This window comes from Dyella ginsengisoli LA-4 (genome assembly GCF_000334915.1).
Classification (GTDB): Bacteria; Pseudomonadota; Gammaproteobacteria; order Xanthomonadales; family Rhodanobacteraceae; genus Dyella_A; species Dyella_A ginsengisoli_A.
In genome coordinates this window covers 23311-38544 of the sequence record NZ_AMSF01000061.1, presented here as the reverse complement: position 1 = coordinate 38544, position 15234 = coordinate 23311, and the positions used below count along the sequence as shown (strand labels likewise).

The 15234-nt window shown below is 71.2% G+C and carries 14 protein-coding genes; 4 read left to right on the top strand and 10 right to left on the bottom strand.

Features of this window, described 5'->3' with window-relative positions; all coding sequences use genetic code 11:
• The first annotated feature begins 136 nt into the window (after positions 1-136).
• The 3 genes from C693_RS0115040 to ligB all read left to right on the top strand — a co-directional run bounded on the left by C693_RS0115040 (position 137) and on the right by ligB (position 3868).
• Positions 137-1006 (top strand): methylglyoxal synthase, encoded by an 870-nt coding sequence (locus tag C693_RS0115040; protein ID WP_017463101.1) that lies wholly within the window; start codon positions 137-139, stop codon positions 1004-1006.
• A gap of 259 nt (positions 1007-1265) precedes the next feature.
• Positions 1266-2030 (top strand): NRDE family protein, encoded by a 765-nt coding sequence (locus C693_RS0115030; RefSeq protein ID WP_017463099.1) that lies wholly within the window; start codon positions 1266-1268, stop codon positions 2028-2030.
• Positions 2031-2173: 143 nt separating this feature from the next.
• Complete coding sequence (gene ligB / locus C693_RS0115025) at positions 2174-3868, top strand: NAD-dependent DNA ligase LigB (protein ID WP_017463098.1); 1695 nt, start codon at positions 2174-2176, stop codon at positions 3866-3868.
• 7 nt (positions 3869-3875) lie between these two features.
• Here ligB and C693_RS0115020 read toward each other — a convergent pair whose 3' ends face one another.
• From C693_RS0115020 to dinG, 6 genes are all read right to left on the bottom strand, one after another.
• Positions 3876-4268 (bottom strand): YchJ family protein, encoded by a 393-nt coding sequence (locus tag C693_RS0115020; RefSeq protein ID WP_017463097.1) that lies wholly within the window; start codon positions 4266-4268, stop codon positions 3876-3878.
• Between the two features lie 73 nt (positions 4269-4341).
• Positions 4342-4908 (bottom strand): lipocalin family protein, encoded by a 567-nt coding sequence (locus C693_RS0115015; protein WP_017463096.1) that lies wholly within the window; start codon positions 4906-4908, stop codon positions 4342-4344.
• Between the two features lie 263 nt (positions 4909-5171).
• Entirely contained in the window at positions 5172-5372 is a 201-nt protein-coding gene (locus tag C693_RS0115010; protein WP_017463095.1) for a hypothetical protein, read from the bottom strand.
• A gap of 45 nt (positions 5373-5417) precedes the next feature.
• Entirely contained in the window at positions 5418-5996 is a 579-nt protein-coding gene (locus C693_RS0115005) for an NnrU family protein (RefSeq protein WP_017463094.1), read from the bottom strand.
• A 48-nt stretch (positions 5997-6044) separates the two neighbouring features.
• Positions 6045-6608, bottom strand: a complete 564-nt coding sequence (locus C693_RS0115000) for a HutD/Ves family protein (protein ID WP_017463093.1) — start codon at positions 6606-6608, stop codon at positions 6045-6047.
• Complete coding sequence (gene dinG, locus C693_RS0114995; protein WP_017463092.1) at positions 6605-8710, bottom strand: ATP-dependent DNA helicase DinG; 2106 nt, start codon at positions 8708-8710, stop codon at positions 6605-6607. The genes C693_RS0115000 and dinG overlap by 4 nt, the downstream gene beginning before the upstream one ends.
• Positions 8711-8842: 132 nt before the next feature.
• Here dinG and C693_RS0114990 point away from each other — a divergent pair, with 132 nt between their 5' ends.
• A complete protein-coding gene (locus C693_RS0114990; protein WP_017463091.1) occupies positions 8843-11782 on the top strand; it encodes an EAL domain-containing protein in 2940 nt (979 codons plus the stop codon).
• A gap of 7 nt (positions 11783-11789) precedes the next feature.
• Here C693_RS0114990 and C693_RS0114985 read toward each other — a convergent pair whose 3' ends face one another.
• The 4 genes from C693_RS0114985 to C693_RS0114970 all read right to left on the bottom strand — a co-directional run bounded on the left by C693_RS0114985 (position 11790) and on the right by C693_RS0114970 (position 15225).
• A complete protein-coding gene (locus C693_RS0114985) occupies positions 11790-12440 on the bottom strand; it encodes a DsbA family oxidoreductase (protein ID WP_017463090.1) in 651 nt (216 codons plus the stop codon).
• Between the two features lie 70 nt (positions 12441-12510).
• On the bottom strand, positions 12511-14142 hold the full coding sequence (locus C693_RS0114980; RefSeq protein ID WP_017463089.1) for an NAD(P)/FAD-dependent oxidoreductase: 1632 nt from the start codon (positions 14140-14142) through the stop codon (positions 12511-12513).
• A gap of 212 nt (positions 14143-14354) precedes the next feature.
• Positions 14355-14579 carry a hypothetical protein gene (locus C693_RS0114975; protein WP_017463088.1) on the bottom strand — a complete coding sequence of 75 codons (225 nt, stop codon included), beginning with the start codon at positions 14577-14579 and terminating at the stop codon, positions 14355-14357.
• A gap of 343 nt (positions 14580-14922) precedes the next feature.
• Complete coding sequence (locus C693_RS0114970; RefSeq protein ID WP_017463087.1) at positions 14923-15225, bottom strand: hypothetical protein; 303 nt, start codon at positions 15223-15225, stop codon at positions 14923-14925.
• Positions 15226-15234 lie beyond the last annotated feature (9 nt).

The following is a 15234-nucleotide window of genomic DNA, read 5'->3' as shown; positions in this document are numbered from 1 at the left end:
CGATATCGACGCCTGGGGCCGAACCGGCTGGCCATGGTGTCGTCGCCTGACCGAGAATGCCACGTGGGGCCCGGCGCCGCGTATGCCGCTCGTCGCGTCTCCGCCGATCCACCACTGCTGCGAGGAGTAGCTCCGGATGCGCATGGGCCTTGCCGCCAACCGTCTCCACCACAGCCACCGCGAGGCGGCGCTGTTCCGCTGGCTGCGCGCCTGCGAGCGCGGCATCCGCGAGCTGGGCGTGGACCTGCATGCGGTCGGCCGCACCTACGACGCGCTCGCCGGCGAGCGCATCCTGTTCGGCTACGAGGGCCTCAAGCGTTACCCCTACGGTCGTGCCGGCGGCCTGATGAAGCTGGTGGCCGAAGTGGTCGGGATGGGGCCGGAGCGCACGCTCGACGGGGCGATCTACCTGATCGACCCGGTCGATCCGTCATCGATCTTCCCCGAGGCGGTGGCGCTCAAGCGCCAGTGCGTGATCCACGGCAAGCCGTTCATCTCCACCGTGGCCTCGGCGCGTGACTGGATCGAGATGGAGCGCGTGCACGCGGGCTTGCCGGCCGACCCCGGCGCCGACGCGCTGTACGCGCTGGAGTCCCAGACCCTGGCGCTGATCGCCCACGATGCGATGAAGCCGCAGATGCTGGCCTTCGCCGCCGAGCAGTTCGACGTGCTCTCGCGCTTCGCCGGTCGCGTGGCCACCGGCACCACCGGCCAGCGGCTCAACGAACTGGCCTGGAGCCGCGGCTGGCCGACCGACCGGGAATGGGTACAGCGCTACCAGAGCGGTCCGATGGGCGGCGACGCGCAGATCGCCGACTTGGTGCTGGAGCACCGCTGCCAGCGGGCGATCTTCTTCGAGGATCCGCACGTGCCGCGCCAGCATGAGGCCGACATCCAGCTGCTCGAACGTGCCGTCACCACCGTCACCGACGAAGCGGTGTGCATGACCACGCCGAGGGTCGCAGCGCGCTGGGGGGAGGCGGCAAGGCGCAGGGCGAAGGAGTGAGTGAAGAGGAGTGAGAAGTGAGAGATGGAGAAGAGGAAGCTTGGCGCTGGTCCCGTCATGACAGCGCTTACGATGCTGTTCGTCATTCCTGCAGAGGCAGGAATCCAGCGTCTTTCCGGTTCATGGCGTCCAGGCGCTGGATCCCGGCTTTCGCCGGGATGACGGGCAGGAAGCTGCCGGATACCCGTTGTCGCGCGAAGCGAGCGATCCCCTCTCTCACTTCTCACTCCTCTTCACTCACTCCTCGCCCTTTCGCCCCATGTGCCTGATCGGTTTCGCCTGGAACGCCCATCCCCGCTGGCGGCTGGTGCTCGCCGGCAATCGCGACGAGTTCCACCAGCGGCCTGCCGTGCCGCTGGCGCGTTGGCCGGATACGACGATGGCCGCCGGGCGCGATCTCGAAGCGGGCGGCACCTGGCTCGGGGTGACCGATGACGGCCGCTGCGCGGTGGTGACCAACGTGCGCGATCCGCGCGATCCGCAACTGGGTCGCTCGCGCGGCCTGCTGGCGCTGGACTACCTCACCGGCCGAGACGACGCGCCGACGCATGCCGCGCGCCTGCATGCCGATGCGGCGCACTACCGGCCGTTCAATCTGCTTACCTTCGACGCGCAGGCGGGGTTCTACCTCGGCAACCGGCCGGAGCCGCGCGTGCAGGCGGTCACGCCGGGCGTGCATGGCCTGTCCAATGCCGACTTCAATACGCCATGGCCGAAGACCCGTGCGCTGATGGCGTGCATCGAGACCTGGCTGGCGCGCGACGCACAGGACATCGAGCCGCTGTTCGCCGCGCTGGCCGACGAGCATCAGGCTCCGGACGATCTCCTGCCCGATACGGGGATCGGGCTGGAGCGTGAGCGCTGGCTGTCCTCGGCCTTCATCCGCGGCGAGCGATACGGCACGCGGGCCAGCACCGTGGTGCTGATCGGCCATGACGGCGCGGGCACCATCGTCGAGCGTCGCTTCGGCCCGCAGGGACAGGGCGCCGGGCAGACGACGCTGCGCTTCGGATCGGGCGGCTGACCGGCACGGCCGACGGCGGCAACCGGCCTCAGGCATCCGCCGGCGCCCACAGCGATCCACCGCTCCGCCGGCTGCCGCGGGTCGGCAACGACGGCTAGGGTGACCGGTGGCCGGCGGATGGACCGCGCCGGTGGAGAGCGGCGATGCGATGGACAGCGAAACCGGTCGGCAGCGTGCTGCTGGCCCTGGCATGGATGACGAATGGCGCGGCGCAGGCCGGCTGCCCGGCGTGGCCGCCCGCGCGCGCCCGGCAGGAGCTGCAGGGGCTGCACGACCGGCTGGCCGCCTGGAACCACGCGTATCGGGTGGACGGCTCGTCGCCGGTCAGCGATGCGGTCTACGACCAGTCGCTGGCACAGTACCGTGCCTGGCGCGACTGCTTCCCGTCGCAGGCGCCGGCCGCGCTGCCGCACCTGGCCGACGCCAGTGGCCGGGTGCGCGCACCGGTGGTGCAGACCGGGCTGGCCAAGCTGCCCGATGCGGCGGCGGTGCGCGCGTGGATGGCTGCGCGTGGCGGCCACGATCTGTGGATCCAGCCGAAGGCCGACGGCGTGGCCGTCACGCTGCTCTACGAGCACGGCAAACTGCGCGAGGCAGTGAGCCGCGGTGACGGCACGCGCGGCTCGGACTGGACCGCCGCGGCGCACCGCATTGCCGCCGTGCCGGACTTCCTGCCGAACGCCCCGCCGCGGGTGGTGCTGCAGGGCGAGCTGGTGTGGCATCTGCCCGGGCACGTGCAGGCGCGCGACGGTGGCGACAGCGCCCGCTCGCGGGTTGCGGGCGCACTGGCGCGAAGCTCCCTGGACGATGCCACTGCAGCGCACATCGGCCTGTTCGTCTGGGACTGGCCGAGCGGCCCGTCCGCCATGCGCGATCGCCTCGCCGGCCTGCGTGCGATGGGGCTGACCGCCAGTGCCGCACTGACCGAGCCGGTCGCGAATCTCGCCGAGGCTACCGCCTGGCGCGAGCGCTGGTACCGGCAGGGGCTGCCGTTCGCCGCGGACGGGGTGGTGCTGCGACAGGGTACCCGGCCGGCTGCCGGGACCTGGCAGGCCACGCCGCCGGACTGGGCCGTGGCCTGGAAATACCCCGCTGCGCAGGCGCTCGCCACGGTGCGGGCGGTCGAGTTCCGCACCGGCCGCAGCGGACGGGTGAGTGTGGTGCTGGTGCTCGATCCGGTGCAGCTGGGCGATCACCGGGTGCGACGGGTGAGTGCCGGCTCGCTGGCCCGTTGGCGGCGACTGGACGTACGTCCCGGCGATCGCGTCGGTCTCTCGCTGGCCGGCCTGACCATTCCCCGGCTGGACGGCGTGGCCTGGCGTCCGGCGCAGCGCGGACCATCGCCGCAGCCGCCCGCGCGTCATGGCCCGATGGACTGCTGGCGGTACATCCGTGACTGCCAGGCGCAGTTCCTCGCCCGGCTGGACTGGCTGGGTGGGCGCCACGGGCTGGACCTCGACGGGGTGGGCGAGGGCACCTGGCAGCGCCTGCTGGATGCCGGCAAGTTGAACGGATTGCTGGACTGGCTGGCGCTGGATGCGGCCGAGCTGGCGCAGGTCGACGGCATCGGGCCGGCCCGTGCCGGCGCCATCGCGAGCTCGTTCGCCGCGGCTCGCCGGGCCGGATTCCAGCGCTGGCTGGCAGCGCTGGCGCCACCGCCGATGGGCGACGCATCCGCTCCGGACTGGGCCACGCTGGCATCGCGCAGCGAGGCCCAGTGGCAGGCGCAGCCTGGAATAGGCGCCGTCCGCGCGCATCGTCTGCACGCTTTTTTCCGGCATCCCGAGGTCATGGCGCTGGCTGCCCGCCTGCACGAGATTGGCGTGGCGGGCTTCTGACCGCCGCTCAGTCGTCCAGGTCGCCGTCGAGGTAGTACCAGCGGCCGTCCTCGCGCACGAAGCGACTCACCTCGTGCATGCGTTGCGCCTTGCCGCCGCCGTAGCGCAGGCGCGCGACGAACTCGACCACGGCGCGGTCGCCCTCCGGGACATGGCGTTTCACGTCCAGCCCGAGCCAGGTCGGTGCCGGCTGTTGTGCGGCGAGATCGAGCGACGGCGGCCGCGTGCTGGCGTGCCAGCTGGCCAGCAGATAGGCCTCGTCGCGGCGCACGTAGGCGCTGTAGCGCGAGCGCATCAAGGCCTCGGCATCGGCGGCCGGGGCGCCGGCGTGCAGCGCACCGCAGCACTGCAGATAGGTGCGCGGCAGGCCGCAGGGACAGGGATCGCGAAGGGCAGGCATCGCACCGGACGGGGGTTGGGCCAGGGATCGGCGATGGTGCGCGCCGGGGGGCGTCCTGCCAAGGTGTTGCAGGTCAGAGTACGTGGAAGGTCTGCAGCCGGCCGCTGACCACCAGCGGCGCCAGGTCGTAGCCCAGGCCGCGGGCGACCGACTTCAACGCCTCTAGCACCTGGCGTTCCATGGTCGGCTCGCGCGACAGGATCCACAGCTCGCGCCGGCGCGGTTCGCCCAGCATCAACCATTGATAGTCGGCATCGTTGGCCAGTACCCACATGTCTTTCCAGGCCGAGGGCAGCCACTGCGCCCAGGCCGGTGCGGCGGAGCGCTGGAACTGGCCCGGCTCCTCCACCGCGAAGCGGCGACGGACCTGCGCGTCGTGGACGCGTTCGCTGCCGTTCGGCTCGGTCGAGGTGCGGCGCATCCGGAGCAGTCCGGGCTCCAGCTCCTCCAGGTCCAGGCGGATATCGCGGTCGGCCGGGTGCTGCTGGGGTGAGGGCAGGCGCGCCATCTCGTGCCAGCGCCCGAGCATCCGCGCCATGTCCAGCTGCGGTACGGCCTTCATCACGCCCGGGGTGGACACGGACAGCGCCACACCGGTGGTCAGCGTGATCGGCAGGGAGGACGGGTGGGACCAGTTCATGTCGCGTTCCTTGGATGCAGCCGGCCCGCACGCAGCGGGTGTCCGTCGCCCGCGGATACGGCCGCGGACGACGCTCTGCAGGCACCCGGGCATGCGCGACGCGCGGGCACTGCCCAAGGACATCGGCACAAGACAAGGAAGCTTGAGCGGCGGAACGGATGCCCACGAACACCCGGCGCGGCCCGGCGCCGGTCAGACGACCGGTGGGCGATCACCCGGAGGAAGCGGTGGGCGGGCAGGCGGGGGACGCCTGCCCTGCGGGATCAGTAGGCGGGACGGCCCCGCAGCACGCGCGCGGGCAGCATCAGCAAGGCGCCCAGGAAGGCAAACACCGCGCCGACGGTGATGCCGACCAGCCGGAACGGCAGCGCGAGCAGCCACACGATGGGATACAGCACCAGCGCGAGCAGGGCGATCGGCCAGCAGAACACCAGCAGCAGCAACCAGAGCAGGAAACCGACCATGGCGCACCTCGCGCTCGGGTGGGGAAGGCCTCCGATGATACGCCGTCAGCCGAACGGGCTCACCCCAACGATCAGCCTATGCAGCCAGAACGCGAAGGCGGCCCAGGTCGCCACGCCGACCACCACGGTGAGCACCGTGCGCGAGGCCGGACCCTTCGGGTAGCGCACGCCGGCCGCGCGGTCGCGGCGTCGGGACACCATGAAGTCGACCACCGCCCACGCGAGGAACGCGCCGAACAGCACGATGTCGTGCAGCATGCCGGCGGCCAGCAGGTGGCCGAACGCCCACAGCTTCACCGCAGCCAGCATCGGGTGGCCGAGGCGCGCCTTGATCGCGTTGCCGGGCACGTAGGCCGCCGCCAGCAGCACGAAGGCCACCAGGGTGAACAGCGCGTTGAGATGGCGCAGCGCCATCGGCGGCACCCACACCAGCACCGGATGCTGGCGAGCCAGACCGAAGCCCCACACCAGCAGCGCGAAGCCGGCAATCGAGAGGATGGAATACAGCCCCTTCCAGCCCTTCTCTCCGAGTCGGGCGATCTGCCGCGTGCGCCAGCCGTCGGCGAATACGCGCACCGAGTGCACGCCGAGGAACAGCACCAGTCCGAGGATCAGCATCGCCATCGAAAGTTGCTCCGCGCCCAGGGGGGAAGGCCACGAGTGTAGGGCGGCTCAGCCGGCGGCCACCACCCGCACCGCCAGTGCCACGCCGTCGATGCCGACCGGGCCGGTCGCCGTGCCGCCGGGCAGCCAGCTGTCGCCCGGGCCGAGATCGCCGGCCGGCGTGCGGGCGCAGCCGTGCACCAGGTGCAGCAGCACCAGGTCCGGCGGAACCGCCTGCGTGGCGGTGTCGTTCCACACCTCGATGCCGCCGGTGGCGCGACCGCGCCGCAGCATCAGGTTGAAATCGCGGGTCGGTCCGCCGGCCAGCGCCACCGCCACCCCGGCCTCGCCGGGAAAGGCGAACGGCACGCACGGCGTGGTGAGGTCGTGGACCTGCGCGCCGTCCAGCGTCATGCGGAAGCCGGCACCGTCGATCAGCACGATGGTCCGGTCCACGCCGGGAAAGCGCGAGAACGGCGCGGCGCCGACCACGTCGGCCAGGCTCACGCGCCACAGGAAATCGTCCATGCCCGCGCCCGGTGGCATCACCGCCAGCTCGCGGGTGATGCCCTGGCCGTTGCGCCACGGCACCGGCTGCAGTTGCTCCGCGCGCAGGAGGCGGCCGGCACTCATGCGGCGCGCTCGATCACCCGCTCGAACGGCGGCAGCGCCTGAAGCATGCGTTCGCCGTAGCGCTTGACCACCACGCGGCGGTCCAGCAGCACGATGCGGCCGCGGTCGGCCTCGCTGCGGATCAGGCGGCCGCAGTACTGGATCAGCAACCGCGTGGCCTCGGGGATGGTCACCTCGATGAACGGATTGCGCCCGCGCGATTCCAGCCACTCGGCGTAGGTGGCGCCGACCGGATCGGTCGGTACGGCGAACGGCAGCTGGGTGATCACCACCGTCTCGCAGAGCTTGCCGGGGAGATCGAGGCCCTCGCCGAACGAGGCCAGGCCGAACAGCGTGCTGCCCTTGCCGGCCTCGATGTCGGCGATGTGCTCGGCGACCAGCTGCGACTTGCCCAGCGAGCCCTGCGCACGCACCTTGCGCACCATCGCGATCGGCAGTTTCTGCAGCACGCGGTCGAGCTTGGCGCGCGAGGTGAACAGCACCAGGTTGCCGGCGTCCCAGTCGAGATGTTCCGCCAGCCATTCGCTCACCTCTTCGGCGTGCGCATCGCGGGCGTCGGGCAGGGTGCGCATCGCCGGCACCTCCAGCCGCGCCTGCTCGGCCAGGTTGAACGGCGAGGGCAGGCTCAGCGTGACCGCCTCGTCGGGCAGGCCCACCGCGTCGGCGAAATGGCGGAAATTGGCGCCGGCGCTGAGCGTGGCCGAGGTCATCACCACGCCGCTGGCGTTGCCCCACAGCACGCTGCGCAGCAGGCCCGCGGCCGATACCGCCGAGGCATGGCAGACCAGCTGCTGGTCGCCGGCCAGGGTGACCCAGCGCGCCAGCGGCGGCGCGTGCTCGCGGTCGGGCGTGGACCAGGCGCGCCAGCAGCGGCTCTGCCGTTCCAGCCGCTCCAGCGCGATGCCCAGCTCGCGCGCCAGCGCCTCCTGGGTCGGGCCGCCCTCGCTCATCTCCACCACCGCGCGGCGCACCGCGTTGAGCCAGCGCTGCACCTCGCCGGTGAGCACGGCCAGGTGCTCGGCATGCACCGTCCACTGTTCCGGCAGCTGGCCGAGCGAGCCGCGGTACATCGGCTCGTCCTCGCCCGGATCGGGCACCCAGGCCAGGCGGATCTCGCGCTCCAGTTCCTCCAGCGCGTCGCTGAGCTCCTGCAGTCTGGCGTCGCCCTGGTCGAGGGTGAGCCGGCCCAGCGATTCCTTGTCGGTCAGCGAGTACGCCGCGTGCACCTGGCGACCGAGCCGGCTCAGCTGGCGCACCGCCGCGCCGAGAAACACCTCGGCGGTGCCGCGGTCGATCGCCTTGGCGGCCACGTGGTGGGCCTCGTCGAACACGTACAGCGTCTCGTCCGGCTTGGGCAGGATCACGCCGCCCCAGCTGTCCTCCTCGCTGCCGGGCATGGTCAGGTCGGCCAGCACCAGGTCCTGGTTGGCGACGATGATCTCCGCGTCGGCCACCGCGCGGCGCGCCGCAAAGAACGGGCAGCCCATGAACTGCGCGCAGCGGCGGCCGGTGCAGCCGCCGGCGCTGGTGGTGATCATCGAGCGCACCATGTCGCCGACCGGCTCCGGCGCGGCGTCCATGTCGCCGTCCCAGCGGCCGGTGTCCAGCGCGGTGACCAGCTTGCCCAGCGCGGCCTTGTCGCGCGCGTCCGGCGGCTTGCTCCACAGCGCCAGGTCGGTGTCGAAGCCCAGCCCCAGCTGCGCGTCGGCGGCCAGGCTGTTGCCGGCCATCAGCAGGTTGCGCGGGCAGACGTAGCGGCCGCGGCCCTTGGCCAGCGCCACCTTCGCCTCGATGCCGTTGAGCGACAGGTACAGCGGGATGTCGCGCTGCACCAGCTGCTCCTGCAGGGCGACCGTGGCGGTGGCGATCAGCAGCTTCTTCTTCTGCGCCCGCGCCACGGCATGGCCGGCGATCAGGTAGGCCATCGACTTGCCGGTGCCGGTCGGCGCCTCGATCACCGCACCACCGCCTTCCTCGGCCAGCGCCTTGGCCACCTCGGCGATCATCCGCCCCTGCGACGCGCGCGGCCGGAACCCGGGCAGGCCGTCTTTCAGGCGGGTGTAGGCGGCGCGGATGGTGTCCTTGATGGCGTCGGTCAGCACAGGGTCAAGCCAGCGGAGATGCGGTCGATAAGGGGCGATGGGGCGTGGAAGCGAAGGCAGGCACGCGGGCGGACCAGTGTATCGGATCGATCCCGGCAGGCCCCGGCCATGGCCATGGAGCAACGAGACCCGATGAAACCACTACCGCACGACGAGATGCCGAGCACGCCCGTCGCCAGCCCACTGACGTGGCTGGAGCGGTTGCTGGAAGCCCCCAGCCCCTCGGCCGTGGCCGGGGTGGTGACGGACATGGCACTGAGTGCGCCGGAGGTCGAGGCTGCCTGGGTGCTGTGGTGGATGCCCGGGCAGATGCAGCCGGAATGCTGGCCACCGATGCGCCTGGACGCCGACGCGACCGACGCCGTGCAGGCCGTGATGGGACCGGAGCGGGTTTACAGCAACGCCGACGGCTCGCTGCTGGCGTGGCGACTGTGTCGGCCGGCGCGTGCGGTGCTGCTGCTGCGCTGGCGCGAGGCCCGACGGGATCCGGCGCAGGCGATGGCGAGCCTGCCCTCGGCCCTGCTGCAACTGGCCGGTCGCCAGCTCCAGCGCACGCTGGAACTGACCGACCTGCAGCGTTCGCATGACCAGCTGGAGCGCTCGGAACTGCTGCAGCGCGCCCTGCTGAGCATCTCCGAGCTGTCCGCCTCGGAGCTGGAGATGCCGGACATGATGCAGGCCATCCACGACATCGTCGGTGGCCTGATGTACGCGGAGAATTTCTTCATCGTTCGCCACGATCCGGTGCGCGGCACGCTGCGCTTCCTGTACTACGCCGACACCCTCGACGAGGAGGGGCAGCCGGCCGAGGAAACTCCGCTGGAACGCCTGGCGGGCACCTGGACCTGGCACCTGCTCACCGCCGGCAAGCCACTGCGGGGCACGCCGGAGGAGATCGAGCGCGAGCTCGGTGCCACGCTGCGGCTGGTCGGGCCGCAATGCGTCTACTGGCTGGGCGTGCCGATGCTGTGCGAGGGAGCGGTCTGCGGTGCCCTGGTCGTGCAGACCTACGAACCGGGCAGCCGCTACACGCAGGAGGACCAGGCGCTGCTGCAGTTCGTCGGCAACCACATGCTCACTGCGCTGCAGCGCCGGGAAGGGCGCGAGGACCTGGAGCGGCGCGTGCGTGAGCGCACCGCCGAGCTGGACACGCTGAACCGGGGTCTCAAGCAGGAGGTGGCCGAGCGCCAGCGCGCCGAGCGCCTGCAGGGCACCCTGTTCCGCATCGCCCGCCTGGCCACCGACGAGATCGACCGCCAGGCCTTCTATCGCGAGGTACACGCCACGGTCGGCGGGCTGATCGAGGCCAGCAACTTCTTCATCGCCCTGGTCGACGAGACGACCGGCATGCTCGAGTTCCCCTATGCGGTGGACATCACCGGCGAATCCTATGCGCCGCGACCGCTCGGACGCGGCCTGTGCGAGTACGTGCTGGGCCATGGCGCGTTGCTGCTCGATGCCGACGCGATGGATGACATGCGCCGGCGGGGGATGATCGACGTCCACAACACCGGCACGCCCTCGCTGTGCTGGCTCGGCGTGCCGTTGCGCGACGGCGACCGCACGATCGGTGTGGTCGCCGTGCAGAGCTACACCGGCCCGGAGACCTATGGCCCCTCGGAGCTCGAGCTGCTCGGCTTCGTCGCCTCGCAGATCGCCACCAGCCTGCAGCGCCGCCGCGTCGCCGATGCCCTGCAGCATGCCTATGCGCAGCTCGAGGAGCGCGTGCACGAGCGCACCCGCGAGTTGCGCCGCGAGATCCGCGAGCGCGAGCGCATGCAGCAGCAGCTGCGCCACCAGGTGATGCACGATCCGCTCACCGGCCTGCCCAACCGCGACTTCCTGCGCGGTCGCATCGACCGCGCGCTGGAGCGGATGGCGCTGGACCCGCAGGTCCGCTGCGCGCTGCTCTACATCGACGTGGACCGCTTCAAGATCATCAACGACAGCCTCGGCCACCTGGCCGGCGACGCCGTGCTGAAGGAGGTCGCGCAGCGCCTGCAGGCCTGCGTGCGCGAACCGGACGTGGTCGCGCGGCTGGCCGGCGACGAGTTCGCGATCCTGCTCGAGCATGTGGACACCCCCGAGTCCGCGGCCCGCGTGGCCCAGCGCGTACTCGACGCGGTCGGCCACGCGCTGCCGGTGTCCGGCCGCGAGCTGCAGCCCAGCGCCAGCCTGGGCATCGCCCTGGGCGACAGCCGCTACACCCACGCCGACGAGCTGCTGCGCGACGCGGACAAGGCGCTCTATCGCGCCAAGGAACTCGGTCGCAAGCGCTACGCGATGTTCGACGACACCCTGGCAAGAAACCTGGTGGACGAGTTGAGCATGGAGGGCGAGCTGCGCCAGGGCCTGCAGCGCGGCGAGTTCCAGCCCTACCTGCAGCCGATCTGCCGGCTGGAAACCGGCGAGTTGGTCGGTTACGAAGCGCTGCTGCGCTGGCACCATCCCGAGCGCGGCACGCTGCTGCCCGGCGCCTTCCTGCGGGTGGCCGAGGATTGCGGACAGATCGAGGCGATCGACTGGCAACTGTTCGAACGCGCCTGCCAGGCGCTCCTTCGACTGCCGGGAGACAGCGAATTCCTCACCCTCAACGTGTCGGCACAGCACCTGCGCCATGGCGACTTCGACCATCGCCTGCTGGGCATGATCGAGCGCGTGGGCGTGTCGCCGTCGCGGGTGATCGTGGAGGTGACCGAGGGCTCGCTGCTGGACGATCCCGACCGCGTGCGCAACATCCTCGAGCGCCTGCGCCTGGCCGGCGTGGGGGCGGCGCTGGACGACTTCGGCACCGGGTATTCCTCGCTCAACTACCTGCACTCGCTGCCGTTGCGCATCCTCAAGATCGACCGCAGCTTCGTGCAGGCGCTGGATGCCGGCGATGCCAACAGTTCCACCGTGGTCGAGGCGATCCTGGCGCTGGCGCGGGCGCTGGACATCCACGTGATCGCCGAGGGCATCGAGACGCAGCGCCAGCGCTCCCTGCTGCGCAACATGGCCTGCGAGCTGGGCCAGGGCTTCCTGCTCGGCCGGCCCGAGCCGGTCGAGCACTGGGTGGTCGAGCCGGCCTGAGCCCGCTTCAGCTGCCGGCGATCTGCCGCAGTGCCTGCTCGAAGACTTCCGGCGGCTGGCCGCCGGAGATCAGGTGCTGCCGGTTGACGATCACCGCCGGTACCGAACGGATGCCCGCGCGCAGGAAGAACTGTTCGTCGCCACGCACGTCCTCCGCGTAGCGGTCGCTGGCCAGTACGGCGCGGGCCTCGACGACGTCCAGCCCCACCGAACCGGCCACGTCCGCCAGTACCTCGTGGTTGCTGACGTCGCGGCCGTCGGTGAAATAGGCGACCAGCAGGGCGCGCTTGAGTGCGTGCTGGCGACCCGCCGCCTCGGCCCAGTGCAGCAGGCGATGCGCGTCGAAGGTGTTGTAGATGCGGCGCTTGTCCTGGTTGGCGAAGGTGAAGCCCACCGCCGCGCCGCGCTGGCGGATCGCTTCCTGGTTCTGCGCCAGCTGCGCGGCGTTCAGGCCGTACTTGTGGCCCAGGTGCTCGGCGATGTCCTCGCCTTCCGGCGCCATCTGCGGATTGAGCTCGAACGGCTGGAAATGGATCTCGGCCTGTACCTGGCCATCCAGCGCGGCAAGCGCCTGCTCCAGCGAGGCCAGGCCGACGGCGCACCAGGGGCACACCACGTCGGAGACGAAGTCGATACGCAGCGGCTGGGATTCGGACATGGCGGGATTCCGTTGGGCGCCAGCACGATGCTGGCCGATCCGCTGCAGATGGAGGCGGATCGACGCCGGCTCAACCGCCGGTCAGGCTCAGCGCCACCGCCTCGGCCACGCGGATGCCGTCCACCCCTGCCGAGAGGATGCCGCCGGCGTAGCCCGCGCCTTCACCGGCCGGGTACAGGCCGGTGGTGTTCAGGCTCTGCAGCGACTCGTCGCGCTTGATGCGGACCGGCGAGGAGGTGCGCGTCTCCACTCCGGTGAACACGGCGTCGTGCATGCCGAAGCCGCGGATCTGCCGGTCGAACGCGGGCATCGCCTCGCGGATCGCGGCGATCGCATAGTCCGGCAGCGCGCTGTCCAGGCTGCCCAGCGTCACGCCCGGCTTGAACGAGGGCAGCACCTCGCCGAACTCGCGCGAGGCCCGCCCGGCGAGGAAGTCGCCGACCAGCTGGCCCGGCGCGTTGTAGTTCTCCCCGCCCAGCACGTAGGCCCGGCTCTCCAGCGCGCGCTGCAGGGCAATGCCGGCCAGCGGGCTGCCGCTGGGATCGAACGCGGCGTAGTCGGCCGGATCGATGCCGACCACGATCGCCGCATTCGCGTTGCGCTCGTTGCGCGAGTACTGGCTCATGCCGTTGGTGACCACGCGGCCCGGTTCGCTGGTTGCCGCCACCACGGTGCCGCCCGGGCACATGCAGAAGCTGTAGACGCTGCGGCCGTTCTTCGCGTGGTGCACCAGCTTGTAGTCGGCCGCGCCGAGCCGCTCGTGGCCGGCCTGCGGGCCGTAGCGGGCGCGGTCGATCACCGACTGCGGGTGCTCCACGCGGAAGCCGACGGAGAACGGCTTGGCCTCCACGTAGACGCCGCGCGCGTGCAGCATGGCGAAGGTGTCACGCGCGCTGTGGCCCACCGCCAGCACCACGTGGTCGCTGCGCAGCTCCTCGCCGCTGGCCAGGCGCACGCCGCGCACCTGCTGGCGGCCGTTGCCTTCGGCGTCCAGCAGCAGGTCCTCGACGCGCTGGCTGAAACGGATCTCGCCGCCCAGCGACTCGATCGTCGCGCGCATGTGCTCGACCATCGACACCAGTCGGAAGGTGCCGATGTGCGGCTTGTTGATCCACAGGATCTCCTCCGGCGCGCCGGCCTTGACGAACTCGGTCAGCACCTTGCGGCCGTAGTGCTTCGGATCGGAGATCTGGCTGTACAGCTTGCCGTCGGAAAAGGTGCCGGCGCCGCCCTCGCCGAACTGCACGTTCGACTCCGGATGCAGGTTGCGCTTGCGCCACAGGTCCCAGGTGTCCTTCGTACGCTCGCGCACCGCCTTGCCGCGGTCCAGGATGATCGGACGGAAACCCATCTGCGCCAGCACCAGTCCGGCGAACAGGCCGCACGGGCCCATGCCGATCACGATCGGCCGGTGCGGGCTTTTCGCCGGCGACTGCGTGACGAAGTGGTAGCTGGTATCCGGGGTGGGGCCGAGGTGGCGGTCGTCGGCGAAGCGCGCCAGCACGGCGGCCTCGTCCACCAGGTCCACGTCCAATGCGTAGATCAGCGCGATCGCGCCGCGCTTGCGGGCATCGGTGCTGCGTTTGGCGACGCTGTAGCCGCGCAGCGCGTTCCTGCCGAGCTTGAGGCGGGCGAGGATCGCCTGCTCGAGATCGGCCTCGGTGTGGTCCAGCGGCAGCTTGAGGTCGGTCAGTCGCAGCATGTCGGCGCGCTCGCGTATTCGGCGGGATGGCGGCGGCGCATGGGCCGCAGGCGCGCATTGTCGGGGCCGGGCGGGACGCGGACAAGGCACGGCCCGCCAGGGCGGGTCGCGAGGGGGGAGGAGGGCTGGAAAAAATCAGCGGCCGGCGGAGGGCTGGCGGGGGTAGGGGGATGCCTTGCTCCGCCGGGCGCTGAAAGGGGAATCGGTGCGGGTCAGGCCGCCAGCATCGTGAGGAACTGGTCGCCCGTGGCCTTGGGATGGAGCAGCAGCATGCGGGGACCGGGACCGCGGGTGTGCCGGCGCGCGGCGGCGCGGCACAGCTCTCCGTCGCCGGTCGCGATGGCGATGGCCTCGGCGGGCAGCGACGGCAGCGGGTGGCGGCAGGTCATGCCGTGTTGCGGGCCTCCGACGATGACGTACTCGATGATGGTTTCCATGGTCCTGTCCTCAACTGGCGAGGGAGCATCCTTTGATCGCACCGGGAAGACCGTCGGGGGGGATGGGGGGAGCCGCCGGTCTGTCCTGGCTGAAAGGAAGCAGGGGCCGCGCCAGCGAAGCAGGTGCAATTGCGGGATCGATCACACTTCGGAAACGTGCTGCGACCCGTGTCCCCGGATCGGTCATCGGTCCGGGGTCGATACCGGCCGGAAAGCGGCCCCTTCGGGCGGGCGGAGAGGGGGTCGCCGACCCGGAAGGGCCTTGCGCGCCCGGGAAAGGTGGCCCTGATGGGCGATCGGAACGTTCGAATGCGACCAAACAGGTCCGGACTGACGTTCCGCGTCACCCGTTCCGGTCGGTCGGGTCCGGATCGGACGGGTCGAGCGGTGGTGGCCGGTCGATGACGCAGCGCCGGGCCAATCCGATCCAATGGGTCAGACGCTCGCGGTACATCGCCATGCTTTCCGGGTCCGGCGGCTGGTTGAGCTCGGCGTCTTCGGAGTCGGCATCGGCCAGGCGGCTCAGCCGGTCCAGGACCATCCGGGGGTCCGGGTGGGCGGTGAGCAGCGCGGCGATCACCACGCTGTCCGCCTGCTGGCGGGCGGAAATCAATCGGAGCATCTGGGCGAGGTCGTCCGTGTTCATGGCGCACTC

Coding starts and splice junctions, on each gene's coding strand:
- C693_RS0115040 (WP_017463101.1), top strand. CDS start 137: ATGCGCATGGGCCTTGCCGCCAACCGTCTCCACCACAGCCACCGCGAG.
- C693_RS0115030 (WP_017463099.1), top strand. CDS start 1,266: ATGTGCCTGATCGGTTTCGCCTGGAACGCCCATCCCCGCTGGCGGCTG.
- ligB (WP_017463098.1), top strand. CDS start 2,174: ATGCGATGGACAGCGAAACCGGTCGGCAGCGTGCTGCTGGCCCTGGCA.
- C693_RS0115020 (WP_017463097.1), bottom strand. CDS start 4,268: ATGCCTGCCCTTCGCGATCCCTGTCCCTGCGGCCTGCCGCGCACCTAT.
- C693_RS0115015 (WP_017463096.1), bottom strand. CDS start 4,908: ATGAACTGGTCCCACCCGTCCTCCCTGCCGATCACGCTGACCACCGGT.
- C693_RS0115010 (WP_017463095.1), bottom strand. CDS start 5,372: ATGGTCGGTTTCCTGCTCTGGTTGCTGCTGCTGGTGTTCTGCTGGCCG.
- C693_RS0115005 (WP_017463094.1), bottom strand. CDS start 5,996: ATGGCGATGCTGATCCTCGGACTGGTGCTGTTCCTCGGCGTGCACTCG.
- C693_RS0115000 (WP_017463093.1), bottom strand. CDS start 6,608: ATGAGTGCCGGCCGCCTCCTGCGCGCGGAGCAACTGCAGCCGGTGCCG.
- C693_RS0114990 (WP_017463091.1), top strand. CDS start 8,843: ATGAAACCACTACCGCACGACGAGATGCCGAGCACGCCCGTCGCCAGC.
- C693_RS0114985 (WP_017463090.1), bottom strand. CDS start 12,440: ATGTCCGAATCCCAGCCGCTGCGTATCGACTTCGTCTCCGACGTGGTG.
- C693_RS0114980 (WP_017463089.1), bottom strand. CDS start 14,142: ATGCTGCGACTGACCGACCTCAAGCTGCCGCTGGACCACACCGAGGCC.
- C693_RS0114975 (WP_017463088.1), bottom strand. CDS start 14,579: ATGGAAACCATCATCGAGTACGTCATCGTCGGAGGCCCGCAACACGGC.
- C693_RS0114970 (WP_017463087.1), bottom strand. CDS start 15,225: ATGAACACGGACGACCTCGCCCAGATGCTCCGATTGATTTCCGCCCGC.